General features: G+C 35.5%; 15 protein-coding genes. 10 read left to right on the forward strand and 5 right to left on the reverse strand.

Going from position 1 to position 21,961, the window contains the following annotated elements:
• Positions 1-651: 651 nt before the first annotated feature.
• The 3 genes from HMPREF9456_RS11275 to HMPREF9456_RS11285 all read left to right on the forward strand — a co-directional run bounded on the left by HMPREF9456_RS11275 (position 652) and on the right by HMPREF9456_RS11285 (position 7,397).
• Positions 652-3,843 carry a SusC/RagA family TonB-linked outer membrane protein gene (locus HMPREF9456_RS11275; protein WP_006843661.1) on the forward strand — a complete coding sequence of 1,064 codons (3,192 nt, stop codon included), beginning with the start codon at positions 652-654 and terminating at the stop codon, positions 3,841-3,843.
• 19 nt (positions 3,844-3,862) lie between these two features.
• The gene (locus tag HMPREF9456_RS11280) at positions 3,863-5,938 is read left to right on the forward strand and encodes a RagB/SusD family nutrient uptake outer membrane protein (protein ID WP_006843662.1); all 2,076 of its coding nucleotides are present in this window, start codon (positions 3,863-3,865) and stop codon (positions 5,936-5,938) included.
• Between the two features lie 292 nt (positions 5,939-6,230).
• Entirely contained in the window at positions 6,231-7,397 is a 1,167-nt protein-coding gene (locus HMPREF9456_RS11285) for a BamA/TamA family outer membrane protein (protein ID WP_006843663.1), read from the forward strand.
• Positions 7,398-7,402: 5 nt separating this feature from the next.
• Here HMPREF9456_RS11285 and HMPREF9456_RS11290 read toward each other — a convergent pair whose 3' ends face one another.
• Both HMPREF9456_RS11290 and HMPREF9456_RS11295 read right to left on the reverse strand, forming a co-directional pair.
• Complete coding sequence (locus HMPREF9456_RS11290; RefSeq protein ID WP_006843664.1) at positions 7,403-8,743, reverse strand: HAMP domain-containing sensor histidine kinase; 1,341 nt, start codon at positions 8,741-8,743, stop codon at positions 7,403-7,405.
• Entirely contained in the window at positions 8,740-9,429 is a 690-nt protein-coding gene (locus HMPREF9456_RS11295) for a response regulator transcription factor (RefSeq protein WP_006843665.1), read from the reverse strand. Before HMPREF9456_RS11295 ends, HMPREF9456_RS11290 begins: the two co-directional genes overlap by 4 nt.
• A 280-nt stretch (positions 9,430-9,709) precedes the next feature.
• Here HMPREF9456_RS11295 and HMPREF9456_RS11300 point away from each other — a divergent pair, with 280 nt between their 5' ends.
• The 7 genes from HMPREF9456_RS11300 (at position 9,710) to HMPREF9456_RS11330 (ending at position 18,527) form a co-directional block, all read left to right on the forward strand.
• Positions 9,710-10,813 carry a PCMD domain-containing protein gene (locus HMPREF9456_RS11300; RefSeq protein ID WP_006843666.1) on the forward strand — a complete coding sequence of 368 codons (1,104 nt, stop codon included), beginning with the start codon at positions 9,710-9,712 and terminating at the stop codon, positions 10,811-10,813.
• 11 nt (positions 10,814-10,824) lie between these two features.
• Positions 10,825-11,589 carry a porin family protein gene (locus HMPREF9456_RS11305; protein WP_006843667.1) on the forward strand — a complete coding sequence of 255 codons (765 nt, stop codon included), beginning with the start codon at positions 10,825-10,827 and terminating at the stop codon, positions 11,587-11,589.
• Between the two features lie 484 nt (positions 11,590-12,073).
• On the forward strand, positions 12,074-13,546 hold the full coding sequence (locus HMPREF9456_RS11310) for a TolC family protein (protein WP_006843668.1): 1,473 nt from the start codon (positions 12,074-12,076) through the stop codon (positions 13,544-13,546).
• A gap of 30 nt (positions 13,547-13,576) precedes the next feature.
• Entirely contained in the window at positions 13,577-14,566 is a 990-nt protein-coding gene (locus HMPREF9456_RS11315) for an HlyD family secretion protein (RefSeq protein WP_006843669.1), read from the forward strand.
• An 8-nt stretch (positions 14,567-14,574) separates the two neighbouring features.
• Positions 14,575-15,759, forward strand: coding sequence for an ABC transporter permease (locus tag HMPREF9456_RS11320; protein ID WP_006843670.1), 1,185 nt, complete (start codon positions 14,575-14,577; stop codon positions 15,757-15,759).
• Position 15,760: 1 nt separating this feature from the next.
• Complete coding sequence (locus HMPREF9456_RS11325) at positions 15,761-16,951, forward strand: ABC transporter permease (RefSeq protein WP_006843671.1); 1,191 nt, start codon at positions 15,761-15,763, stop codon at positions 16,949-16,951.
• 31 nt (positions 16,952-16,982) lie between these two features.
• Complete coding sequence (locus HMPREF9456_RS11330; protein WP_006843672.1) at positions 16,983-18,527, forward strand: M20/M25/M40 family metallo-hydrolase; 1,545 nt, start codon at positions 16,983-16,985, stop codon at positions 18,525-18,527.
• Positions 18,528-18,537: 10 nt separating this feature from the next.
• Here the strand turns inward: HMPREF9456_RS11330 and HMPREF9456_RS11335 are convergent, their stop codons facing one another.
• The 3 genes from HMPREF9456_RS11335 to HMPREF9456_RS11345 all read right to left on the reverse strand — a co-directional run bounded on the left by HMPREF9456_RS11335 (position 18,538) and on the right by HMPREF9456_RS11345 (position 21,874).
• Positions 18,538-19,566 (reverse strand): DUF5106 domain-containing protein, encoded by a 1,029-nt coding sequence (locus HMPREF9456_RS11335; RefSeq protein ID WP_006843673.1) that lies wholly within the window; start codon positions 19,564-19,566, stop codon positions 18,538-18,540.
• 290 nt (positions 19,567-19,856) lie between these two features.
• Positions 19,857-20,984: a clostripain-related cysteine peptidase gene (locus tag HMPREF9456_RS11340; RefSeq protein ID WP_006843674.1), complete on the reverse strand. Its 1,128-nt coding sequence runs from the start codon at positions 20,982-20,984 to the stop codon at positions 19,857-19,859.
• Between the two features lie 47 nt (positions 20,985-21,031).
• On the reverse strand, positions 21,032-21,874 hold the full coding sequence (locus HMPREF9456_RS11345) for a peroxiredoxin family protein (RefSeq protein ID WP_006843675.1): 843 nt from the start codon (positions 21,872-21,874) through the stop codon (positions 21,032-21,034).
• Positions 21,875-21,961: the final 87 nt, after the last annotated feature.

Consider the following 21,961-nt stretch of genomic DNA (forward strand, 5'->3'; position numbering starts at 1 on the left):
TAAATCAAACAATTATATAACAAACTATTGCTTTTTCCAACCCAGGTAATATTAAAGATTTTAGGATGCGACAAAAACAAAACAATATGCGACAAAATAGATTTTGGTACAACAATTTTAAACAAATAGAAGATAGTTTCATTAAACAATAATCCATGCTAGTTTCTAGATTTGTTTAACGTATTTTTGCATAAGCGCCGGTATATATTGCATAAATATTATAGTGGAATCTGAACTGTGTTCAGAAGGATATAACGATTGGTGTATAGTTTTTATAACTATCGCTGAGTGATTCTTTTTGTTATAAAATATTTTATATTATGAAAAAGCTGCTAAAAATCAAATCTATTACAACTGAACTTTGGGAAAATTTAACCTAAAAAGATAATGGCTGAAAGCTGTTATTTTGAGAATCTAAATCGATAGTGTTTTATAAAAATTTCTTTTTTACTGATTAGCCTAAGTCTATGTAGAATTCCTATCAAATTCTAAAAGCTTCTGTAGAATAAAACAACAAGTGATGAAAAATACAAAACATTAAATTATATATTTATGAAATAACATGTAACAAAAAAGAAATAACATCAAGCTTCTTATAAAGAAGATATTGCTAATAAAACAATTAAATTTTTAATACTTAAAATTGTTATAATGAAAAATACATTTTTATATAAACCTACTTCTCTAACCAAGAGTAAGTCGTTTTTAGTCATATTACTATTAGGTATTTTATATAGTTTACCGACTTTAGCACAGCAAAAAGGTAGAACAATAAATGGTAAAGTTTTAGATGAAACACAGGAAGCACTCATTGGAGTTTCTATTGTACAAAAGAATACAACGAATGCAACTGTAACAAATACAGATGGAGAATTTAATATTGAACTTACCTCAGGAGAGCAAGTCCTCATAGTCTCATACATCGGAATGGAAACACAACAAATTGATGTTTCGAACAAAAATAATATCCAAATTATTTTAAAAGAAAATAACAAGAGATTAGACGAAGTTGTGGTTATTGGTTATGGTGTGCAAAAGAAACGAGACCTTACAGGGGCTATATCTCAAGTGAAAGCCGAAGACTTGATTGCAACAGCACCAACAACCATACAAGAAGCGCTGCGTGGAAAAGTAGCAGGGATGATGGTTGCGGGAGCAGATCTTAATGCCGACCCAATGATTCGTATACGAGGAAATCGCTCAATTGAAGCGACCAATGATCCGTTATTCGTTATTGACGGAATACCATCGGCCAGTGGTGTAAGCGTAATCAACCCATCGGATGTTGCTTCGATCGAAGTTTTAAAAGATGCATCAGCAACAGCAATATATGGATCTCGTGGAGCAAATGGAGTTATACTTGTAACGACCAAGAAGGGGGAAGAAGGAAAAGTTAATGTAGAATATAATGGTTATGTTACTATTGGTAAAATAGATAATATGAGGAAAGTGCGAAATGCAGCGGAATATATAGAATATCTACGTGAAGCCGATCGTAAATATATCTATGATGGACAAGGAGGATATACCTTAGATCCTACTTCGGCATACCCGTCCATGACTCCAAATTGGGAATATGATCAAAAAATGGAATATATTACGCGTGATCAATCCGGATATGTCCTTGAGTCTGTACGCAAAGCATGGGAAAGTGGGACATATAATCCATCTATGCTTCGCGGATTCAACTGGCAAATGGCAGGATACAGAGATGAGGCAATATCACAAAATCATAACATAAGCATACGTGGTGGAAGTAAGGATACCAAAATCTTCCTATCCGGGTCGTTTATGGATAATCAAGGAATTACCCCACGATCTTTTCGAACAAGATATACCTTACGTATGAACGTAGACCAAAAACTTGGTAAACATATAAATATGGGAGCCACTACAAACTTCGCTTATTGGGAATATTTCAATGGTACTGGAGTTGGAGGAAACTGGAACCCATTAGGGACTCCTTATTATACTCCGGGCGGTAGTGGTGATTACGGTAATGGAGGTGATGTTACAAAAAATGGAGATCCTGCTCTAGGGTTAGTTCCACATCCAACAGGAGAAGGTATGCTATGGAATCCTTTCTATGACTTTACTGGAAATCAAGGAAAAACCAAAAGAAATCAGATTGATGCAACCCTATATGCTCAAATAACATTAGACAATGGATTATCATACCGAGCTAATTTCGGAACAAATTATTATAGTGGACAAGAGCAAGCTTTTTACGCTTCTGCCTCTACGCAACAAGGTTTTGGTCATGCCAGAGCCAATCAAAATCTGGAGTTTAAAAGAAGTTGGACCTTTGAGAACATACTTAGCTATAACAAAACGTTTGGGCAACATAGCATTAATTTAACAGGAGTACAATCTGTTGAGAAATCAATTGATGAACCTGTTACGGCAAGCGGTGTGGGTCTACCAATTGAGTCTCAATGGTACTACAATCTAGGAACAGCAAGTACACAATCTGCTACAAGTGGTTACACGCAATGGTCAATGATGTCATGGATGGGTCGTGCTATCTATGGGTTCAAAGATAATCGTTATATGTTAACAGCCTCTATCCGTAGTGATGGTTCTTCTCGTCTAGCTGAAGGTCATAAATGGGTTGCATTCCCATCTGCATCTTTTGCATGGCGCATTTCCGATGAAGCGTTTATAAAAAATAATATACCAGTAGTTTCTAACTTGAAGCTTCGTTTAGGTTATGGAAAGACAGGAAACTCTGCTGTTAATCCATACCAAACGATAGGACAGATTTCTAGTAGCCGCTACACATGGGGAGAGATCGGCGCTATAGGTTATGCACCTAATTCACTATCTAATCCACTATTAACATGGGAGACCACAGGACAATACAACCTCGGAGTTGATTTTGGAATATTAAGAGGGCGTATCTCCGGTTCCGTTGATGTTTACAAGCAAAGGACAAAAGATCTGTTAATGTTCCGTGCATTACCTGAAGTATCGGGATTTGGTCAAATTCTTTCAAACATCGGAGAAACAGAAAATCAAGGGATTGAAGTAGCCATATCCACGGTAAACTTTGAAACAAAAGACTTCAAATGGAATACTTCTTTACAGTTTTCGATGAATAAAGAAAAAATTGTAAAATTAGCATCGGGCCTAGAAAAAGATGTAGCAAATATGTGGTTCGTAGGACACCCCGTTGATACATATTACGATTATGTAAATACTAAAAACGTTTGGGGATACTCAAAAGAGGACATGGAAGAAATGGCAAAATTCAATGCAAACGGACACTCTTACAAACCCGGTGATTTACGTTTTGTTGACCTAGATGGAAACTATAAAATCGATGAAAAAGACCGTGATTTCCGCGGACAAAAAATGCCAAAATGGAATCTTGGTATGGGGAATAATTTCTATTATAAGAATTTCGACCTTTATATATTTATGTATGGAATGTTTGGGCATACAATTTATAGCGATCCCGGAGTAGGACACGATGGTCGTATGAACACACGGGTTGTAAACTATTGGACACCTGAAAATACGCAGAGCAGATTCAGAAAACCTACAAAAGGAGATGCTGACCAACCACATAGAGAAGCATATTGGTATAACAAGGGGGACTTTGTGCGGATATCGGATATTACATTAGGGTATACTTTACCGGCCAGTCTTACAAGAATTGTTGGTGTTGAAAAAGCTAGATTTTACGCACAATTACAGAATCCGTTCACTTTTACAAGTTATCCAAACAACGACCCTGAAGGTTCGGTTAAAGCTACAAGAGACTATGCTCGCAAACACGAATCTTATAGTGAACCTACAACCCTAAGAAATTATATGTTTGGCGTAAATTTAACATTTTAACAATTAAATAATAAGAAACATGAAATCCTTAAAATATATAATTACAATTGGAATATTCGGATGTATTATGGCATCCTGCTCAGATTTTTTGGAAGAAAAAGGATATAATACGAATTATACCTACTACAATTCCAACGAAGGGCTTAATGCGTTGGTTGTATCAGCTTACCAAAACGGACGAGGAATGTTTTCAACATCGAATACTCCATCAGGAATAATCTTTCAGGAGATAGGTACAGATATGTACACAATAGGAGGAGATGGAGGTACGGATTTTGCTTTATATACATCGGCAATGAATCCCTCGAATGAGACATTTTCTGCCTTTTGGACAGATTGCTACAATGGCGTAGCTAGAGCTAATCTAGGGTTAAAGCACATAGAATCAAATACAACTATGGCCGCCGATATCAAGAGCATAAGAAAAGGTGAGTTGTTGTTCTTGCGTGCCTATTATTACTACGTACTGGCTATACACTATGGTGATTGTCCGTTAGTACTAGAGCCTGTTGATGCACCAAAGCTCAATTTTGTACGTTCGCCTCAAAAAGAAATTTGGGCACAAATCATAAATGATGCTACAGAAGCATGGAATTTACTTCCGTGGGCTGATGCACAAGGTAAAGTAACAGGTGATTATGGTCGCGTGGGTAAAGGTGCTGCAGGACATTTACTAACTAAATCGCATATGTTCCGTTATTGTCAAAAATATACACAAAGTCAGTCTGACCCTAAAATGAATGAAGATCGTGGTGCAACTGCAGACGATTTAGATTTGGCGATAAAATATGCAAGTGCAGTTTGTAATTTTGGTACAGGTGCAGGAAGTGGTAGTAATCATACTCTTAGCCCCGACTATGCTGACTTATGGAGATTTAACCCTAAAACAGGAGGTCCTACTCCAGGTGATTATGCTGGTCCTGAGATTCTTTTTAGCATACAGTTCTCAACCAACCATTTTTATAATAACCAAACTCCAGACAAAGTTAATGATGGTGGTAACTGGCTGCATATGATGTTTACTACACAGGCTGACGGTATGCCTATGGTTACAGAAAATGGAAAAGGAACAGAAAGTGTAAGTAGAGGTACTAGTATGGGAATAGGGCGTGATTTAATTACAGGTCGCGGATGGAGACGTACATCTCCAACTCCTTTCTTGTATGCCGATAACGGACTCTACGGGCCACAATATTATGCAAGTTCTAAACAAGGTAAACTAATAGACTCTCGTCTTTATAAGTCTCATGTATGGGTATATTATGCCAACCAGACACCTTCGGCTGATGTGAGTTGGAAATCTTTCACGAATGCCGCAGGAACCTTTGATCCGACGTCGATAGGTAAAACTGAAGGGTCACCTCGTTATGCGGTAGGCGATACAGCAATCGTATTTTCTGTAGAGAATCTGGATAAACGTTTCCAGAGTGGAACTCGTTCTGAGAAGCTTGCTTTAGCACGTTCTATGGAACCTTACTGGTATATACCAATGCAATCTATTACAAAAACCGAGATTGGAAATAGAGGTATCAGAGACGGAATAACAAATACCTTCCCTACCCTAATAAAATATTTAGATAGTCGTCGAGCATCAACCAACGACCAAGCAGGGTTTAGAGATTATTTCTGCTACCGCTTAGGAGAAACATATATCTTATTAGCTGAAGCTTTGGCTATGAAAGGTGATTATGCAAATTCGGCCGCAGCTCTAAATATTGTCCGCGAACGCGCTGCATGGAAAGAAGGAGAAAGCAAATATTCACATTATTGGAAATATGATGGAGGTAACTACGCTGACAGAAAAAAATCGACAGTAGATGAAATGAAAGTTACAGCAGGCTTTATCAGTGCTATGACCGATGATGCAAGATTAGTATTCTTCCTTGACGAAAACGGTAAAGAGACAGAAGGTGAATTACATCGTTTTGAATATTTAGTAAGAAATGGAGCTGATTTCTTTGTCAAAATGCTCAAAGAGCGCAATTCTTTTGCTGCACCAAATGTTAAACCGTTCCACCGATTCAGACCTATACCTCAAAAACATTTAGACCGAGTAAGTCCAATGGATCCAAATGGACAGAATTACGGATATTAAAGAAATGTAATTATTCTTCAAGCATAACTTATTTTGGAAAAGCCCCGAATCTTATATAAGAATTCGGGGCTTTCTTTTTTGGGAAAAGAATTTGAAAAGCTCTCATAAAACGATTGTCCGTCCTTAGACTAGCAAAAACTCCTTAAATATTATTTTAATAAAAGACAGAAAATCATTAGAATCAAACATCTGATTTTAATAACTTTCTAATTGAAAACAAGAAGAATAAACAGGGGAGATACCCTATTTTTGTATCGTGAATAAACCGAAAAATAAATCCCTAATAAATTTTATGCGATACAAAATAATACTTATTCTTCTGGTAGGAATAGTAATAACAGTGAATGCACAGACAAATATCGAGGAAGACACAATTATAGTTGAAAATAAAGGTTTTATAAAACCGGCAATTAATTATATAGAGAATACAGTTTTCCAATATTTACAAAAATCCGATCAAACTTCATCAGACAAATCTTTTAACTATTCTGTAATCGGAGGCCCTTATTATACCAATGAAACTAAGGTTGGTATGGGGCTTATAGGCTCAGGGCTATTTCGCCTAAACGGTTGTGAGAAGGATAATGATCCATCTAATATATCTTTATATATTAATGCAACCTCCTCAGGAGCTTATGCTCTTGGAATACGCAGTAGTATTTATTTCCAAAAAAAGAGATATTGGATAGATTCGGATATTTCTTTTTCTGATACACCTTCCCAATATTGGGGAGTTGGTTATAATGCAGGAAGAAATTCATATTACACAGATTATAACATACAAGATATGCAAGTAAAAGTCAATTTATTCAAGAAAATAGATAACCATACTGCCATAGGTTTGATGACAAATGCTCGAGATATAAGGGGTAAATATTTTGATGATATGAGTATTCTGAATGGAGAGAAAAGAAAAATAACAGTGATAGGTGCCGGAATGACTTTAATTTATGATTCCAGAGATAATACTACAGAACCTCATAAGGGAATCTATATAAAAATCGGAGATATATTCTATCCAAATTTCTCTAGTAACACTTCTGGCTTTAATAAAACAGAGATGACATTCAGATATTACAAAAAACTCAATAAGGGAACTATTGTTGCTTTTGATCTTGGAGGGCAATTCAACAGGGGGGATGTTCCTTGGAACCTGATGGCTCAAGCAGGAGATGCAAGCCAAATGCGTGGATACTATACAGGACAATACAGAGATAAAAACTTCGTAGAATCACAAATTGAGTTAAGACAGCACATTTACAAACGAAGTAGTATGGTTGCGTGGGTAGGTGCAGGAAATGTTTTCCCTAAATTAAGCGATTTCAAAATGAAAGAAACCTTGCCAACTTTTGGACTTGGATATCGTTTTAGAGTTAAAGACAGAACTAACCTTCGAATTGATTATGGTATAGGCAAGGGTCAATCTGCATTTTATATTAACATAAATGAGGCTTTTTAGTATTCTTAGCTCAGAGTAAACTCAATCGTAAAAGTGGTTCCTTTATCTACTACAGAATGAATACCTATTATTCCTTTATGAAGAACTATTACTTTTTTCACCAAAGCTAAACCTATACCATTCCCCTGTACATATTTTTTATTTGTTCCCCGGAAAAATGGAGTAAATAGATGTTCTAGCTCATCCTCGAGGATACCTATACCTGTATCCGAGAATCGTAAAATAACTCTTTTGCCAATAAGAGAGATTTCAACAGTAGAGGTTTTATTGTGCGAATATTTGCAATTATTCTCCATTAGATTGACAAAGGCTGTCTTTAAGAGATACTCATTTCCAATAATAGATAGTTCTCTATTTTCCATAATACCCTGATTGAAAATAAGCTTAATATCATATTCAGGATTCCCCTTCAAGACTAATTCTACAGCTTCTAAGACTGCCTCATCAATCTTTACGGGATTCATAGACATATTGTTTTCATCGTAACTGGCTTTTGCCAAATCGAGTAAACCGTTAAGTAGTTTTATCAGTTTGTTTGTATCCTGACGCGAGTTTATTAAAGTATTTCTATATTCTTCTGCCGTACGTTCTTTTAATAGTGATAGATCTATCTCTCCGATAAGAGTTGCCAAGGGTGTACGAAGTTCATGAGATACATTGCTGACAAACATTTTCTGAGATTCAAAAGATGCCTCTATTATATCCAATGCTTTATTAAATGATGCTGCAAGTTCTCCAAATTCATCTTTCTCATTATATCCGATCAGTCGTAAATGAAGTTTATTCGCTGTTATATCTTTCATTCTATCCGAAATAGTTCCTACAGGTTTTAAAACGGATTTTGCGAGATAGTATCCGAGGACACATGCCGCAAGTAAAGAAACCAAACTTAATATAAGAAGATAAAGGACCAATTTTTGCATTTTGATCTGTCCATAGTTATCATGTCCAGATGTGATAACTGCATAATTTACATTCTGATGAGTAAAGATAAATCCAATGGTCTGGAATTTCCCTTCATTTTCTATATAGTCTTCTTTTGTTTCAAATATATCTTTTACGATAGTTGCTATTTCCTCACTTCTATTAGAAATTTTATCTGCGTCGGTATAAAGAAGTTTGTAATTAATATCATATATAGAAACATCTATTTTATCTAATTTTTTCTGGATAGCTTTTGCTTTAAAAAAAAGCTCGGCTCTTGCAGCACCTTCCTTTTTTAGATCTACATAAAATTCCTGCATCCTTACCCTAGTGGATACAATATAGTTGAGTGCAACAAATACAAACATTACAGCAGTTATCACAGCTGTAATACGAAGGGCTATCCTTGTACGTATTTTCATTCTTCACTTTTTAGTATAAAACCTAATCCCGGACGTGTGTGTATAAGTTTCGAATCGAACCCTTTATCAATCTTCACCCTTAAGTAATTTATATAAACATCAATGAAATTAGTTCCCGTATTGAAATGAGTATCCCATACCTTTTCAGAGATTTCAGTTCGCGAAAGTACACGTTCGGGGTTGAGCATCATATATTGTAACAAGTTAAACTCCTTTGGTGTAAGTCTCATCTCTCGATCTCCTCTCGTCACGGTTTTATTATCTAAATTTAATTTTATATCGGCATATTCTAAATGATCAGTTTTAACCGTTGCCGATACCCCATTTTTTCTTTTTAGCAAAATACTTATGCGAGCATTTAACTCTCTCAAGTCAAATGGTTTTACCATATAATCGTCCGCACCTGAATCAAAACCATCTAGTTTGTCATCTGTTGTGCCTAAAGCCGTAAGCATAATAATTGGAATCTCGGGATGAACTGCCCTTATCTCCTTACAGAGTTCGAAGCCATTGATATGTGGTAGAATTACATCTGTAATTATTAAATCATATATATGATTATTAACAAGGCGTTTTCCCATTTCACCATCAAAAGCCAAGGTAACAATATAGCCAAATTCTTCCAACCCTTTTTTAAGAAGTTCGGCAATCCTCAGCTCATCTTCTACTACCAATATCTTTTTCATTCGTAATGCTATTAATGTATTAACAATAATCTGTATTTAAAGTTTTGGGTAACCTTTTGCTTCCAAATCTGCAAAAGAATACGTATATAGAGGATTTATCAAATACAAATATAAAAACATATTTACCTGATTTTTTTTATAATTAATTTCGCGCTTTAAGATAGCCACCACTTCGTATTATAGTCGATAGAATTTATTGAGAAAATCACATAGTAAAATAAAACAAAATACTCTAATCTTTGTTAATTAATTGTATATATTTTTATATAAAAAATAACCAATGAAACGCACCCAACTTTTACTCATACTCTTCATTGCAATATTTCTTTTTACATCATGTTTTAAGGATGAAGCGTTGAATTCGGAGGCTGATATCGAAACCTGCAATATACCGGGAGGAGTTTTGAAAATGGATCCCAGAATCGAAAATGATCGCATATCCATGATGATCAAACAAACAGCAGATATAACACGACTTGCCCCCGAATTTACCCTAACCCCTGGTGCTACAATAGACCCTCTGAGTGGAACTGAAAGAGATTTTACTCATCCTCAAACATATACTGTTACTTCGGAGGATGGAATATGGAAAAAGGTATATACTGTAAGTTGTACACAAAATAGCATCAGTACCAAATACGATTTCGAACATGCTGAATTAGATAATACTGAACGATATTATGTCTTCTATGAAGTATTGCCAAACAACCAGAAGATATATTTTTGGGCAAGTGGTAACGGAGGATTTGCTATTGTGTCAGGAAATTCGCAACCACAGGATTATCCGACAACGCCGTATCCTTTCGGAAAAAGCGGTAATTGCCTGAAATTGGAAACCAAATCTACCGGGTTATTAGGAGCATTATCAAATATGAGACTTGCAGCAGGGAATTTATTTATTGGAGATTTTAAAACTTTATCTGCAATGGAGGATCCGCTAGGAGCAACACGCTTCGGTGTTCCATTCGATTTTGTACCTATCCGCTTAAAAGGATATTATCAATACAAAGCCGGCCCTGTTTTTATTGAGAAGGACGGAAAGAAAAACCCAAACGCTAAAGACAGTTTTGATATTTACGCAATATTGTATGAAACCGATGAACAGACTAAATACCTCACAGGTTATGATGCATTAACGAGTCCGAATCTTATTTCAATAGCACGATTTAAGGATGAAGATAAAAAAGAAAGTAGCGATTGGACTTTCTTTGACCTACCATTCAATGATCTTCCCGGAAAAGAAATAGACCCGATGAAACTGGAACAAGGCAAATATAATGTATCTATTATTTTTACATCGAGTATAGAAGGAGGATCATTCAGAGGTGCTGTTGGCAGTACTCTATTGATAGATGAAGTTGAACTGATTCACGAAGATAATTAAAATAAACATTTATGAAAAACCTAATTTGCCTGAATTTTATACTTATACTCATCCCTACTATTTTATGGGGACAGGCCGATCGCACAAAAGGTATTTTATGGTCTTCAGAGAAAGGGATCGAGTATCAAATAAAAGCAGGATTTAGTGTTGGGGGAATCTCTCCTATTTCAATGCCGGTCGAAATTCGCTCGATGGAAAGTTATAAGCCTACACTACTCATAGCCATCGAAGGAAGCTCAACAAAATGGCTTACTGATAAATGGGGTTTAGAAATCGGGCTAAGGCTTGAAAGTAAAGGAATGGAAACAGATGCTAGGGTCAAGAATTATAATATGGAAATGGTCGAGAAAGACCAAGGTGCTATGAAGGGAGCATGGACAGGCTACGTCGTTACTAAAGTGCACAATTCTTATATTACAGTTCCAGCCGTGGCAAATTATAAGCTGTCAGATAAATGGAGAATTAAAGGTGGAGCCTTTATCTCTTACTTATTAGATGGTACCTTTAACGGTCATGTATATGACGGTTATCTAAGAGATGGAGATCCAACGGGTGAAAAAATTAAGGTAACTGAAGCTACATATGATTTTTCCGAGAATCTGCGTAAATTGTCTTGGGGTCTGCAGTTTAGTGGACAATGGAAGGCTTCTAATCACTTGAATATATATGCAGACCTAACATGGGGACTAAATGATGTATTTAAGAAGAACTTCGATGTAATCAAGTTTAATATGTACCCTATATATCTAAATTTAGGCTTTGGATATGGGTTTTAATGAACTAAAACTTAATACAACCCTTCGATACTTATAAAAACATTGTATCTAAATTATAAATAACAATAATTTCTCAGATTGAAGTTCTTTAAATATTTAGATTAAAAACTACCAATGTAATGTTTCTTAATTGAGGTAATCAGAGAAAATTATACTCAATAGGACTAGACCTACGCTCGTTTTTCATATCCAAAATTCGCCATTCGCTTTCATCCAATATTTACTTTATAATACGGACTATAATAGACGAGCTTACGTCATTAAATCCACATATTTTCAACGAATAATACAGACTATCAAACTTCCATCCAGCACTCATATTTGTGGCTATTATACAAGCATTAGAAAAACATTAGAAACCAAAATTCAATTCTAATACTTTTGTAATGAAACTTCTGATAAATAAACAGTTGACTCCCTCTACCTTTGTAACACGAAGATCAAAGTAAAGAGTTAATATTAAAAATTATAATAGTCAATTAATATGAAGTTAGTTTATATTACCAAAAGAACTTTTACTCTCCCAATTACTATCACATGTATTATTTTGTTTCTTTCAGCAGCTTCTTTATCAGCACAACAGAAACAAAGGCAGATAAGCCTTGAAGAGGCTTATCAACTGATGAACAGAGATAATAAAACATTGAAGATTGCAAATAAAGAAATGGAATGGGCTAAAAATGAACAACAGCGATTGAACTCTTTTTGGTACCCACAAGTAATGGCAACCGGAGCATATACGCATATGGTGAGTGATATAGAAGTGAAAGAATCATTATCTCAATTCACAAATCCGACTACAGATTTTATTCACTCTATTGATCCAAATGAACAGTTTATATCCTCTATCCTTAACAATTTAGGCAAAAGTTCTTTCAGCGTTCCTATTTTACCTCAGAATATGACAAGTGTTGATGCTATTGTTACCATGCCGGTTTTCACTGGAGGAAAACGAATATATGCCGGGAAAATAGGCAAATTAATGGTAGATATTGCTGAAATAAATAAAGAGAAAATAAGTGCTGACCAACAAATCCTTTTAGTTGAAGCTTATTATGGTTTGCGTCTAGGACAAAGAATAGTAGAAGTAAAACAAGAAACATATGATGCTCTGGAACATCATTACCAAAATGCATTGAAACTCGAAGCCAACGGAATGATAAATAAAGCGGAAAGATTATTCTTTCAGGTAAACAGAGATGAGGCCAAGAGAGAACTTGAAATTGCAGTGAAAGATTTGGAAATAATAAAAAACACCTTTAAAACACTAACAAAAATAGAGTCAGAAGATATAATCCTCACTACCACACCCATGTTTATTGACGAATCTCTGCCGGAGATTATATATTTTAAGAATCTTATTCTAGAAAAAAACTATTTGGTGAATGGATTGATGACACAACAATACATTCAAAAAAACGAAGTAAAAATAGCTAAGTCAGCCTATTTACCGAATATAGAATTGTTCGGAAAGCAAACGCTCTATTCGAATGGAATTCCTAAAAATATAGCCCCACGAACAATGGTAGGCGTTGGTTTCTCATGGAATATATTCGACGGACTCGATCGAGAGAAAAAAATAAAGCAAGCAAAAATAAAGAGCGTCATTTTAGAAACAGAGAAGGAAAAGATTGTAGACGATATAACTCTAACCGTAGATAAGTTCTATAATCAAACCCAATCAGCTTTGGTGAACGTTTCAGCTCTTAAAACCACAATGGAGATGAGTATGGAACTTGTACGTTCACGGCAAAGAGCATTTATCGAAGGTATGGCATCTTCATCCGAAGTAATTGACGCGGAGCTAATACTTTCAAAAGTACGTATAGCAACTCTAATGGCTTACTACCAGTTCGATTCAGGTCTGATAAATCTATTAGCAGTATGTGGAATACCTGAAACATTCCATCAATACAGCCTATCAGGTAAGGACGAAAGTCACATCCTTTTAAAATAAAACACTTAAAAAAATATTAATTATACAGTTATGGATAAAAATAAAAAATATATAGCAATAGCATTTATAGTGGTACTTATTTTAGTGGTTATTATCACTACTGTTGGAATTATTTCTTTGGGAAACAAACCCGAAATATTGCAAGGACAAATAGAGGCTACAGAAATCCGTATATCAGGAAAGATACCGGGACGTATCGATAAGTTTTATGCAGAAGAAGGGCAAAACGTAATGAAAGGAGATACACTCGTAATTATAAATAGTCCCGAATTCTCAGCAAAATATGATCAGGTAAATGCATTGGGTAATGTAGCGATTTTTGAAAATCAAAAAATAGAGGAAGGCCCTCGCAAGCAAATTGTAGAGACAGTACGTCAGGTATGGGAAAAGTCAAAGTCGGACCTCGAATTGGCAAAAACGACTTACAACCGAATCGAACTGCTTTACAAAGATAGCGTAGTAACAGTGCAGCGTTTTGATGAAACAGTAGCATTATATAAAGCAGCACAAGCTGCTGAAAGAGCAGCCTACCAAGAGTACCAAATGGCAAAGGACGGAGCGAGAAAACAAGACAGAGAAAGTTCAAAGTCTATAGTCAATGCTGCCAAAAGTACAGTAAAGGAGATTGCCTCCCTTTTAGAGGATACAAAATTAATTGCGCCTGAATCGGGACAAATTGCGGTTGTTTATCCTAAGCGTGGAGAATTAGTGGGCCCCGGAACACCTATCATGTCACTCGTTGTACTTGACGATGCCTATGTAGTATTGAACATAAGGGAAGACCTCATGCCGCACTTCAGAATGGGGGAAAAATTCAAAGGTGATGTTCCATCTATCAATCAGCAAGGAATCGAATTCGAAATATATTATGTAAGCCCATTAGGGAGTTATGCTACATGGAAATCTACGAAACAGAGCGGCTCGTATGACATGAGGACTTTTGAAATAAAAGCACGCCCTACAGAGAAGGTTTCAGACCTTCGTCCGGGAATGTCGGTGCTTGTAACAATGAGTAAATAAGCCATTGAATGAAAACAATAAAAACAAACAATGCATTCTTTCTTGTCCTCAAACGTGAACTGGCAAGAATAACATCACGAAGGCTATACTTTGGAGTATGTATAATTCTTCCTCTGTTTTGTATATTCTTTATGAATACAATCTTTGGCTCGGGTGGTATGGAAAACATACCAATAGGTATTGTAGACATGGATCAGACTTCTACTTCGCGACAAATAAGCCGTACATTGAGTACTATTCCTACTGCTAAAATCGCAAAATACTATTCAGATCCGAAAGAGGCAAGAGATGCCACTGTGAAAAAGGAGATATATGCATATGTTGTTATTCCCAAAAATCTTGAATCTGATCTACTTGGTAAACGTGATGCTACTATCCCATATTATATTCATTATGCTCTTTTGAGTGTAGGTGTAGAAATGGAAGCCGCACTTGAAGCAGTTCTGGCAGAAGTATCTTTAGCACCTATGGTAGGTGCAGGAACAGCTGCGGGAACAGCTCAAGACAGGATCGAAAGTGTTGTCTTACCTGTCAATTTTGAGGCTCATCCTTTATTCAATCCATCCTTAGACTATTCTATATATCTGACGAATCCATTCTTTTTTGTCCTGTTGCAAATAATTATCATACTAGTAACAATGTATGCTTTAGGATCTGAAATTAAGTTTAAAACGGCTGATGAGTGGCTCAAAACAGCTGATACGAATATATTTGTTGCGGTTACAGGCAAACTGCTACCTTATACCATTATGTATATTATTATGGCTATTTTGGGCAATTTTGTGATGTTCAACATATTAAACATTCCCTTGAGTGCAAGCTTTCTATCCATAAATCTGATTACTGCGTTATTTATTATTGCCACTCAGGCTTTCGGCGTATTTATATTTTCGCTTTTTCCCGCCTTGAGCATCATTATAAGTGTTGCATCAATGGTTGGCTCTCTAGGAGCTACTCTTTCGGGTGTAACATTCCCTGTTTTTGCTATGCCTCCGGCAGTTTATTATTCTTCGTTTCTTTTTCCAATAAGACATTTTATCGAGATCAATCAGAATATTTTATACGGCAACTATGGATTTGCTTATTCATGGCAACATATAAGTATCTTGTTCATATATATCTTATTGGCTCTACTAATATTACCTCATTTAAAAAACGCAACATTAAGTCATAAATATCAAGACATTGAATAAAATGAAAAAACAATTGAATATAATATCCACATATATTATCAGAGAGTTTAAAACGATAGCTACCAGCTATTCTATCTTGTTGGTACTCATTGGAGGTATATTTATTTACGGGTTATTATATAATTACATGTATCAGCCAAACCTTATTCGCAATGCGCCTATAGTCGTTGTCGATATGTCTCACTCACCATTGAGCCGTGAATATACAAGGTTGCTCGAAGCCTCTCCACAGGTAACAATACATAGCTTCTCTACGGATATTAATAGTGCGGAGGAATTGATGAAAAAGCAAGAAACGGTAGGTATTATTTATATTCCACAGGATTTTGAAACAAGAATGGGACGTGGGCAACAATCTGTGTTTTTAGCGATGGGAAATACGAGTGCTTTTCTCAATTTTGCATCCATCCAAGAAGCTACGGTTGGCGCAATGCTTGAGCTTGATGCACGCCACCGCTCCGACATGGTAGTTTTTCTTCCCTTAACAACACTTTATGCAATGTCACAGTCACAAACCGTAAACATCGTTGGTTCTCATTTGTTTAATTATACAGAAGGATATGGAAGTTACCTTATTCCGGCGGTGCTTATTGTTATCATATTTCAGACATTAATGATGGTGATAGGTATGATAACAGGAAACGAACGTCACGAAAAGTCAATTCTTTATTATGAAAAAAACGGTTTGAGATTTGGAAATATGGCTTTAGTAATATTAAGTAAAACATTTGTTTACAGTATGATCTATACCGTATTTGCATACTTTCTGATAGGATTATTACCTAAAATATTCAGCATTCCCGATATTGGTAATGCTTGGGAAATTATAATGCTTTTAATCCCATTTTTCTTGGCATCTTGTTTTTTTGGATTTACATGCTCTCTTTTCTATACCGATTCTGAAAGTCCTATTCTTATGGTAGCTTTTTTTTCTGTAGGGCTTGTTTTCCTTTCGGGAATATCTTATCCACTCGAATTAATGCCTTGGTATTGGCAAGCTGTACACTATATTATTCCTGCTCCTTCGGGCGTGTTGGCTTATATAAAAGTAAACTCGATGGGAGCCTCATTGGCTGATATCAAAACTGAATATATAACGCTTTGGATACAGTGCTTCGTTTACTTTATTACTGCTTGTTTAGCCTACAGGTATAATATTAAGAAGGCTAAAGCAGAATCGATTATTGCATAATGAATAAAAACAACACCCTAAAAATCAAAATATGGAAACAAAAAAAATTATTCTCTTCTTATTGGTTTTAATAGCGATTTTTGCCTTCGTTTTTATAATAAGAACCATTACCTATAGATTTGGAAATACGGCAAATGACTCCAGTGATAAAGAAGCAGTAAACACACAGCCTTCCGAAAAAGCAATTCATCGTTTTGCAGGTGGAATACGTATTCCTACAATCAGTAATGAATCTTATAATCAAACAAACTTTAAACCATTCGATGAGTTTAAAGAATATCTAGCTCAGGCATATCCTGAAGTGTATAGAGTAATGGAAACCGACAGCATCAATACATATGGGCTAGTGTTTCATTGGAAAGGAAAAGATAGTAGTTTGAAGCCTATTCTATTTCTATCTCATTATGATGTGGTTCCAGTAATCGGCTATGACCCCGCAACAATGGATACAAGCGATACTGTTTTCCAAATAAATGACAAGCCCATACCTCCCATTCAGTCTATTTCGGATAAATGGGATTATCCTCCATTTTCCGGTGCAGTAGCAAATGGACGCATATACGGCCGTGGTACACTTGACATGAAAGTCATGCTATTTTCTCTGATGGAAGGTGCTGACAATCTTATAGCAGAAGGATTTCAGCCGGAAAGAGATATTTGGTTCGCTTTCGGGCACGATGAAGAAGTAAGTGGGTATCAAGGGGCTCTTAAAATTGCAGACTATTTTAAACAAAAAGGATTAAGGTTCGACGCTGTTTACGATGAGGGTGGTATTATTGCAAGTCCAGGTTCGGCTATGGAGATGATTCAAAAACCTATGGCTCTGGTAGGTATCGGCGAGAAAGGGTTTCTTACTTTACAACTAACAGTTAAAGGCATTGGCGGCCATTCTTCCATGCCTCCGGCTAAAAGTTCATTGATATATGCAGCAGAGATAATAGAAAAACTAAATGAAAATCAATTTCCGGCACGTATAATTTCTCCGATAGCATCTTTTTTTGATAATATAGGTAATGAAATGAATTTCTTCGCTCGCATGGCAATAGCTAACCAATGGATACTGAAACCGTTATTATTAAAAACTATGGAGAAAACTCCGGCATCGAATGCCCTAGTGCGAACAACAACTGCTGTTACAATGGCAAAGGGAAGTGATGCACCGAATGTATTGTCATCAGAATCAGTAGTAACTGTAAATTTCCGAATCCTACCCGGAGACTCAGTTGCTGATGTCATGGAGCATGTAAAAAAAATATGTGAGGGTTACGACGTTAATATAGAAGTAATATCCCAACGCGAACCTTCGGGTATCTCACCTATAGACGTTAGAGGATTTGAGGTGATAAAAGAGAAAATCACACAAATATATCCTGAAGCAATAGTAACATCATATATCACTATAGGAGGAACTGATGCTTACAAATATCAGATTGTAAGCGATCATATCTACCGTCTTTTACCTCTTGAACTAAATGAATACGAACAGCGAACAATTCACAATGAGAATGAATACATCTCACTCGAAAATTTCGGAAAAGTGCAATGGTATTTTAAAGAAATAATGAGGACTTATTAAAAACTTTAAATCAAAATTGGGAGGTATCATTATCATATATCATTGATGATGATACCTTCGTTTTCAGAAAGAGTTCAATGTCTGTTACATTAGCATCTTTAAGTAATACTCTTTTTTCCTTATCTAAAAGATAAAGAGAGGGTATTGCCTTCAAATCGTATAATAACTTATTCTTCAGCATCTGTTTCTGATCATAACTATTTATCCATGTTTCGGGAATATCTGCAAGATGTTTCTTCCAAATACTCAAGTCATCATCCGGATAAAAAGCGAGAATATTCAACCGTCTTTCAGCCAGAAGAGTATTGACTATTTTTGATTGTATCAGGTAGGAAATCGTCTCTGAGCAAGCATGACAATCGGGGTTGTAAAACATCAATAAAGTATATTCAGACTTTATCTGGTGCAGTGTACCCTGTTTCCCTGATTGAAGAGTATAGGTGAAATTTGTCGCAACATTTCCTTTACGGTTCTTTTGCATCATCATTAAGGAAAACTTTGCACGCTCTTTCGTTGCCATATCATTAATCGTATCTTTAAGAATGCAGTCAACAACGGGGATATAATATTCATCATCCCGCATCGGTGAATTTGCATCGTACAGATACTTCTTATACAAATCCAGAAAATATGAATATACTTTGTTCGTCCTATCTTGGCTTATAGACTGTTCTAACATCTTCGATATCGAAGAGTAGACCTTTTCATTGTCTACTTGAGGAAATATATTAATATAATCTACAAATGCCTGTTCTGTAATCTCGGGTAAATGAATATAGGTGGTGTCGGCAAAATCGAAGTTATCCCAATAATGAGACAATAGATAATCAGCTCTTTCATTAGCTTGGGTTAGTGCGTCAGGCATAGTCACCATACGAAATATTTTTGGTGTTAATCCGAGTTCATGCTCATCCATTTTCTTATTTTGTTCAGACCCTTTTTTTGTACATGTCATAAATAGAAGCCCTAGTATTAACAGAATGACTATTGGATAAATAACCCATAATAAAATTTTAATTATACTATATTTTCTTGTCATACTTCTATTTTTATATATTTTCCTTAACTATCATATATCTAAAGACAATTACAGTAAAAATAATATTTTTTGTTTTTCCATGAATAAAATATATCGAGTTAATTATTCACCTGTTCTTAAAGAATCAAATTCAGTATTATTGATATCTGTTATTGAATAATATTCGTTTTTGATATAAAAAAAGCCATGCGAATTATCCCAATCCACATGGCCGCAAACTTTACAAAACTACACACAGGCTTGAGACTCGCCTGTATTCGGATATGATATTTGTGCCAGAATGTTAATTATCATTCTAATTCTACATTAACTGAAGCCTTATACCATTTCAAGTTTTTATATTCTGTATTTAAATAAGAGAATTGCTTTTGGGCTATATATACCGTCAACCCCGAATGTTTTCTTATATCAAAGCCGTTATAATCCTTCATAAAGGATGAGGTGGATTCCTTCCATAAAACACAATTGGAAACCAAATTCTTTAACATATCTCTCTGTGCATCTGTTTCAAGCAGTGCACTGTAATAATCTTCGAAGTCAAAGAATAGACTATAAGAATATCTGTCGAAATGTTGAATTGTATTTATATCAACTTGCTTAGTCGGATTGTAATTCTCTTTAAGCCAGCCAGCCAACCTATCAAGTTCGGACGTTTTAATGAGAGAAAATGTCGCCGAATGCATATAACCCGTTTTATTATCAAACCAAGAAAAAGCATCCTTTGCAAACTGTTTAAGTCCCTCTAAGGAACCCGAAAGATTATTTATACTATTAGGGTAAATTGCGGTAAAGCCAGGAGATATGATTTCTGCTGAGGATGCCAAAATATAATTTGTTTTTTCTTTTAGTTCGTAGGCGACTTCTATACCAGCCATGAAACAAGCCTCAAAAATGATGTAATCAAAAGTATTATTAGGAATGGCCTGAGCAAAATCAACCAGTTCCATTTCATGTTTCTTATCCATAATAATAGACCTTGGGCTTGTTAATGTAGCCTGAGGTAACCAGCCTGAAGCATGTGAGAAAATGATGAGGCCGTATGATGAAGAGGGATAAAGATCGGTCACCTCTTTTATAACACGAGACAGAGTTTCTTTGCTTGCAGAATTCTCTTCGCTATAATTATAGATTGTTTTCTTTATGTTTTGCCCGTTCTCTGTGGCTATTTCTATTAATGACGGGGTCGTATCGGCTGAATCCGTATATATCAACAGCTTTTTATCGGCGCCGCCTTTCCAGCCTTGCCTAATAGCCTCTATTTTTTGGTAAGTTTCGGAGGATAAATTGTTATCGCCTCCCAAATAAAGTAGGATTACATGTTTGTTAGAAGTTACAACAGATGTATTTTCGTCTTTCTCACAGGATACAAATAATATCCCCGAAAAAATGATTAAAGCTATTTTTATTATTGTCTTCATTTTTTATTTATATATTATCGAATGGAATGTAATCAAACAGAAATAATCTAATCCAATAATTTTGTTTCTTGCAAATTTCTATACTGATCTACTACCATTCCATCTTTATCTACCACTAGCATCTCAGGAGTAGCTGCTATACCAAAACGCTTAAAGTTTATACCGCTAAACGATTGGTAATCGCACAATTTATCTGGCCACGGGTATTTTTGGATATTCTGTTCAAAAGCTTCATTACTCCCATCTGCAGATATTGTCACAATTCTGACTCCTTTTTCTGTCAATTTACTGTAGTTATCTGCCAGCTCATCCAATAAATGTTGGCAAATTCCACAACTACCATCGTAAAATAAGACTATTGTCGAATTTATCCCCTCCATAGATTGCAATCCTTCAATCTGAGGAGCCTTATTGCCGGGAAGTCTTGTAGATACAAGAAGACGTGTTGCTATTTCACTGTATCCTTCAGCCGGCACATCTATTCCATAAGCATAAGCAACAATAGAAGCAGTAGCATCTGAATATTCTGTAAGGACATCATTATGAGCAATGATTTTTATAAAAGTCTCTATATCTTCGGGAAATTGTTTCCCCAAGCGATCTATCAGTCTCTTAGAATCTTTAACTAACTTTTCTGTAGCACTTTTATCTACGTACAGTTTTATCCAGGCATTTATATATTGTTTTGTGAGACCAAGCGAATCGAGTGACACAAAGTTGAGTGAATCAATTGTATAAAGTTCTACTTCTACAATTTCTTCGGATGTGCCTCCGTTCTCCATTTTTTCGATTATTTTCTCTATATAATGTTGACCCTTTTTTTCGCAAGAAGTAATAGTTGCCACCAATAGCAGGAGTGTGCCTAATATAAGTAAGCTTATTTTATTCATTTTAGTTTATTCTTCTTTGTTTATTAATTTCTACAAAAAACCAGCAATACACACTAATCATCTAATTATCAAAGCATAACGACCAAC

Origin of the sequence: Dysgonomonas mossii DSM 22836 (assembly GCF_000213575.1) — a bacterium.
Taxonomy (GTDB): domain Bacteria; phylum Bacteroidota; class Bacteroidia; order Bacteroidales; family Dysgonomonadaceae; genus Dysgonomonas; species Dysgonomonas mossii.

Coding starts and splice junctions, on each gene's coding strand:
- HMPREF9456_RS11275 (WP_006843661.1), top strand. CDS start 652: ATGAAAAATACATTTTTATATAAACCTACTTCTCTAACCAAGAGTAAG.
- HMPREF9456_RS11280 (WP_006843662.1), top strand. CDS start 3,863: ATGAAATCCTTAAAATATATAATTACAATTGGAATATTCGGATGTATT.
- HMPREF9456_RS11285 (WP_006843663.1), top strand. CDS start 6,231: ATGCGATACAAAATAATACTTATTCTTCTGGTAGGAATAGTAATAACA.
- HMPREF9456_RS11290 (WP_006843664.1), bottom strand. CDS start 8,743: ATGAAAATACGTACAAGGATAGCCCTTCGTATTACAGCTGTGATAACT.
- HMPREF9456_RS11295 (WP_006843665.1), bottom strand. CDS start 9,429: ATGAAAAAGATATTGGTAGTAGAAGATGAGCTGAGGATTGCCGAACTT.
- HMPREF9456_RS11300 (WP_006843666.1), top strand. CDS start 9,710: ATGAAACGCACCCAACTTTTACTCATACTCTTCATTGCAATATTTCTT.
- HMPREF9456_RS11305 (WP_006843667.1), top strand. CDS start 10,825: ATGAAAAACCTAATTTGCCTGAATTTTATACTTATACTCATCCCTACT.
- HMPREF9456_RS11310 (WP_006843668.1), top strand. CDS start 12,074: ATGAAGTTAGTTTATATTACCAAAAGAACTTTTACTCTCCCAATTACT.
- HMPREF9456_RS11315 (WP_006843669.1), top strand. CDS start 13,577: ATGGATAAAAATAAAAAATATATAGCAATAGCATTTATAGTGGTACTT.
- HMPREF9456_RS11320 (WP_006843670.1), top strand. CDS start 14,575: ATGAAAACAATAAAAACAAACAATGCATTCTTTCTTGTCCTCAAACGT.
- HMPREF9456_RS11325 (WP_006843671.1), top strand. CDS start 15,761: ATGAAAAAACAATTGAATATAATATCCACATATATTATCAGAGAGTTT.
- HMPREF9456_RS11330 (WP_006843672.1), top strand. CDS start 16,983: ATGGAAACAAAAAAAATTATTCTCTTCTTATTGGTTTTAATAGCGATT.
- HMPREF9456_RS11335 (WP_006843673.1), bottom strand. CDS start 19,566: ATGACAAGAAAATATAGTATAATTAAAATTTTATTATGGGTTATTTAT.
- HMPREF9456_RS11340 (WP_006843674.1), bottom strand. CDS start 20,984: ATGAAGACAATAATAAAAATAGCTTTAATCATTTTTTCGGGGATATTA.
- HMPREF9456_RS11345 (WP_006843675.1), bottom strand. CDS start 21,874: ATGAATAAAATAAGCTTACTTATATTAGGCACACTCCTGCTATTGGTG.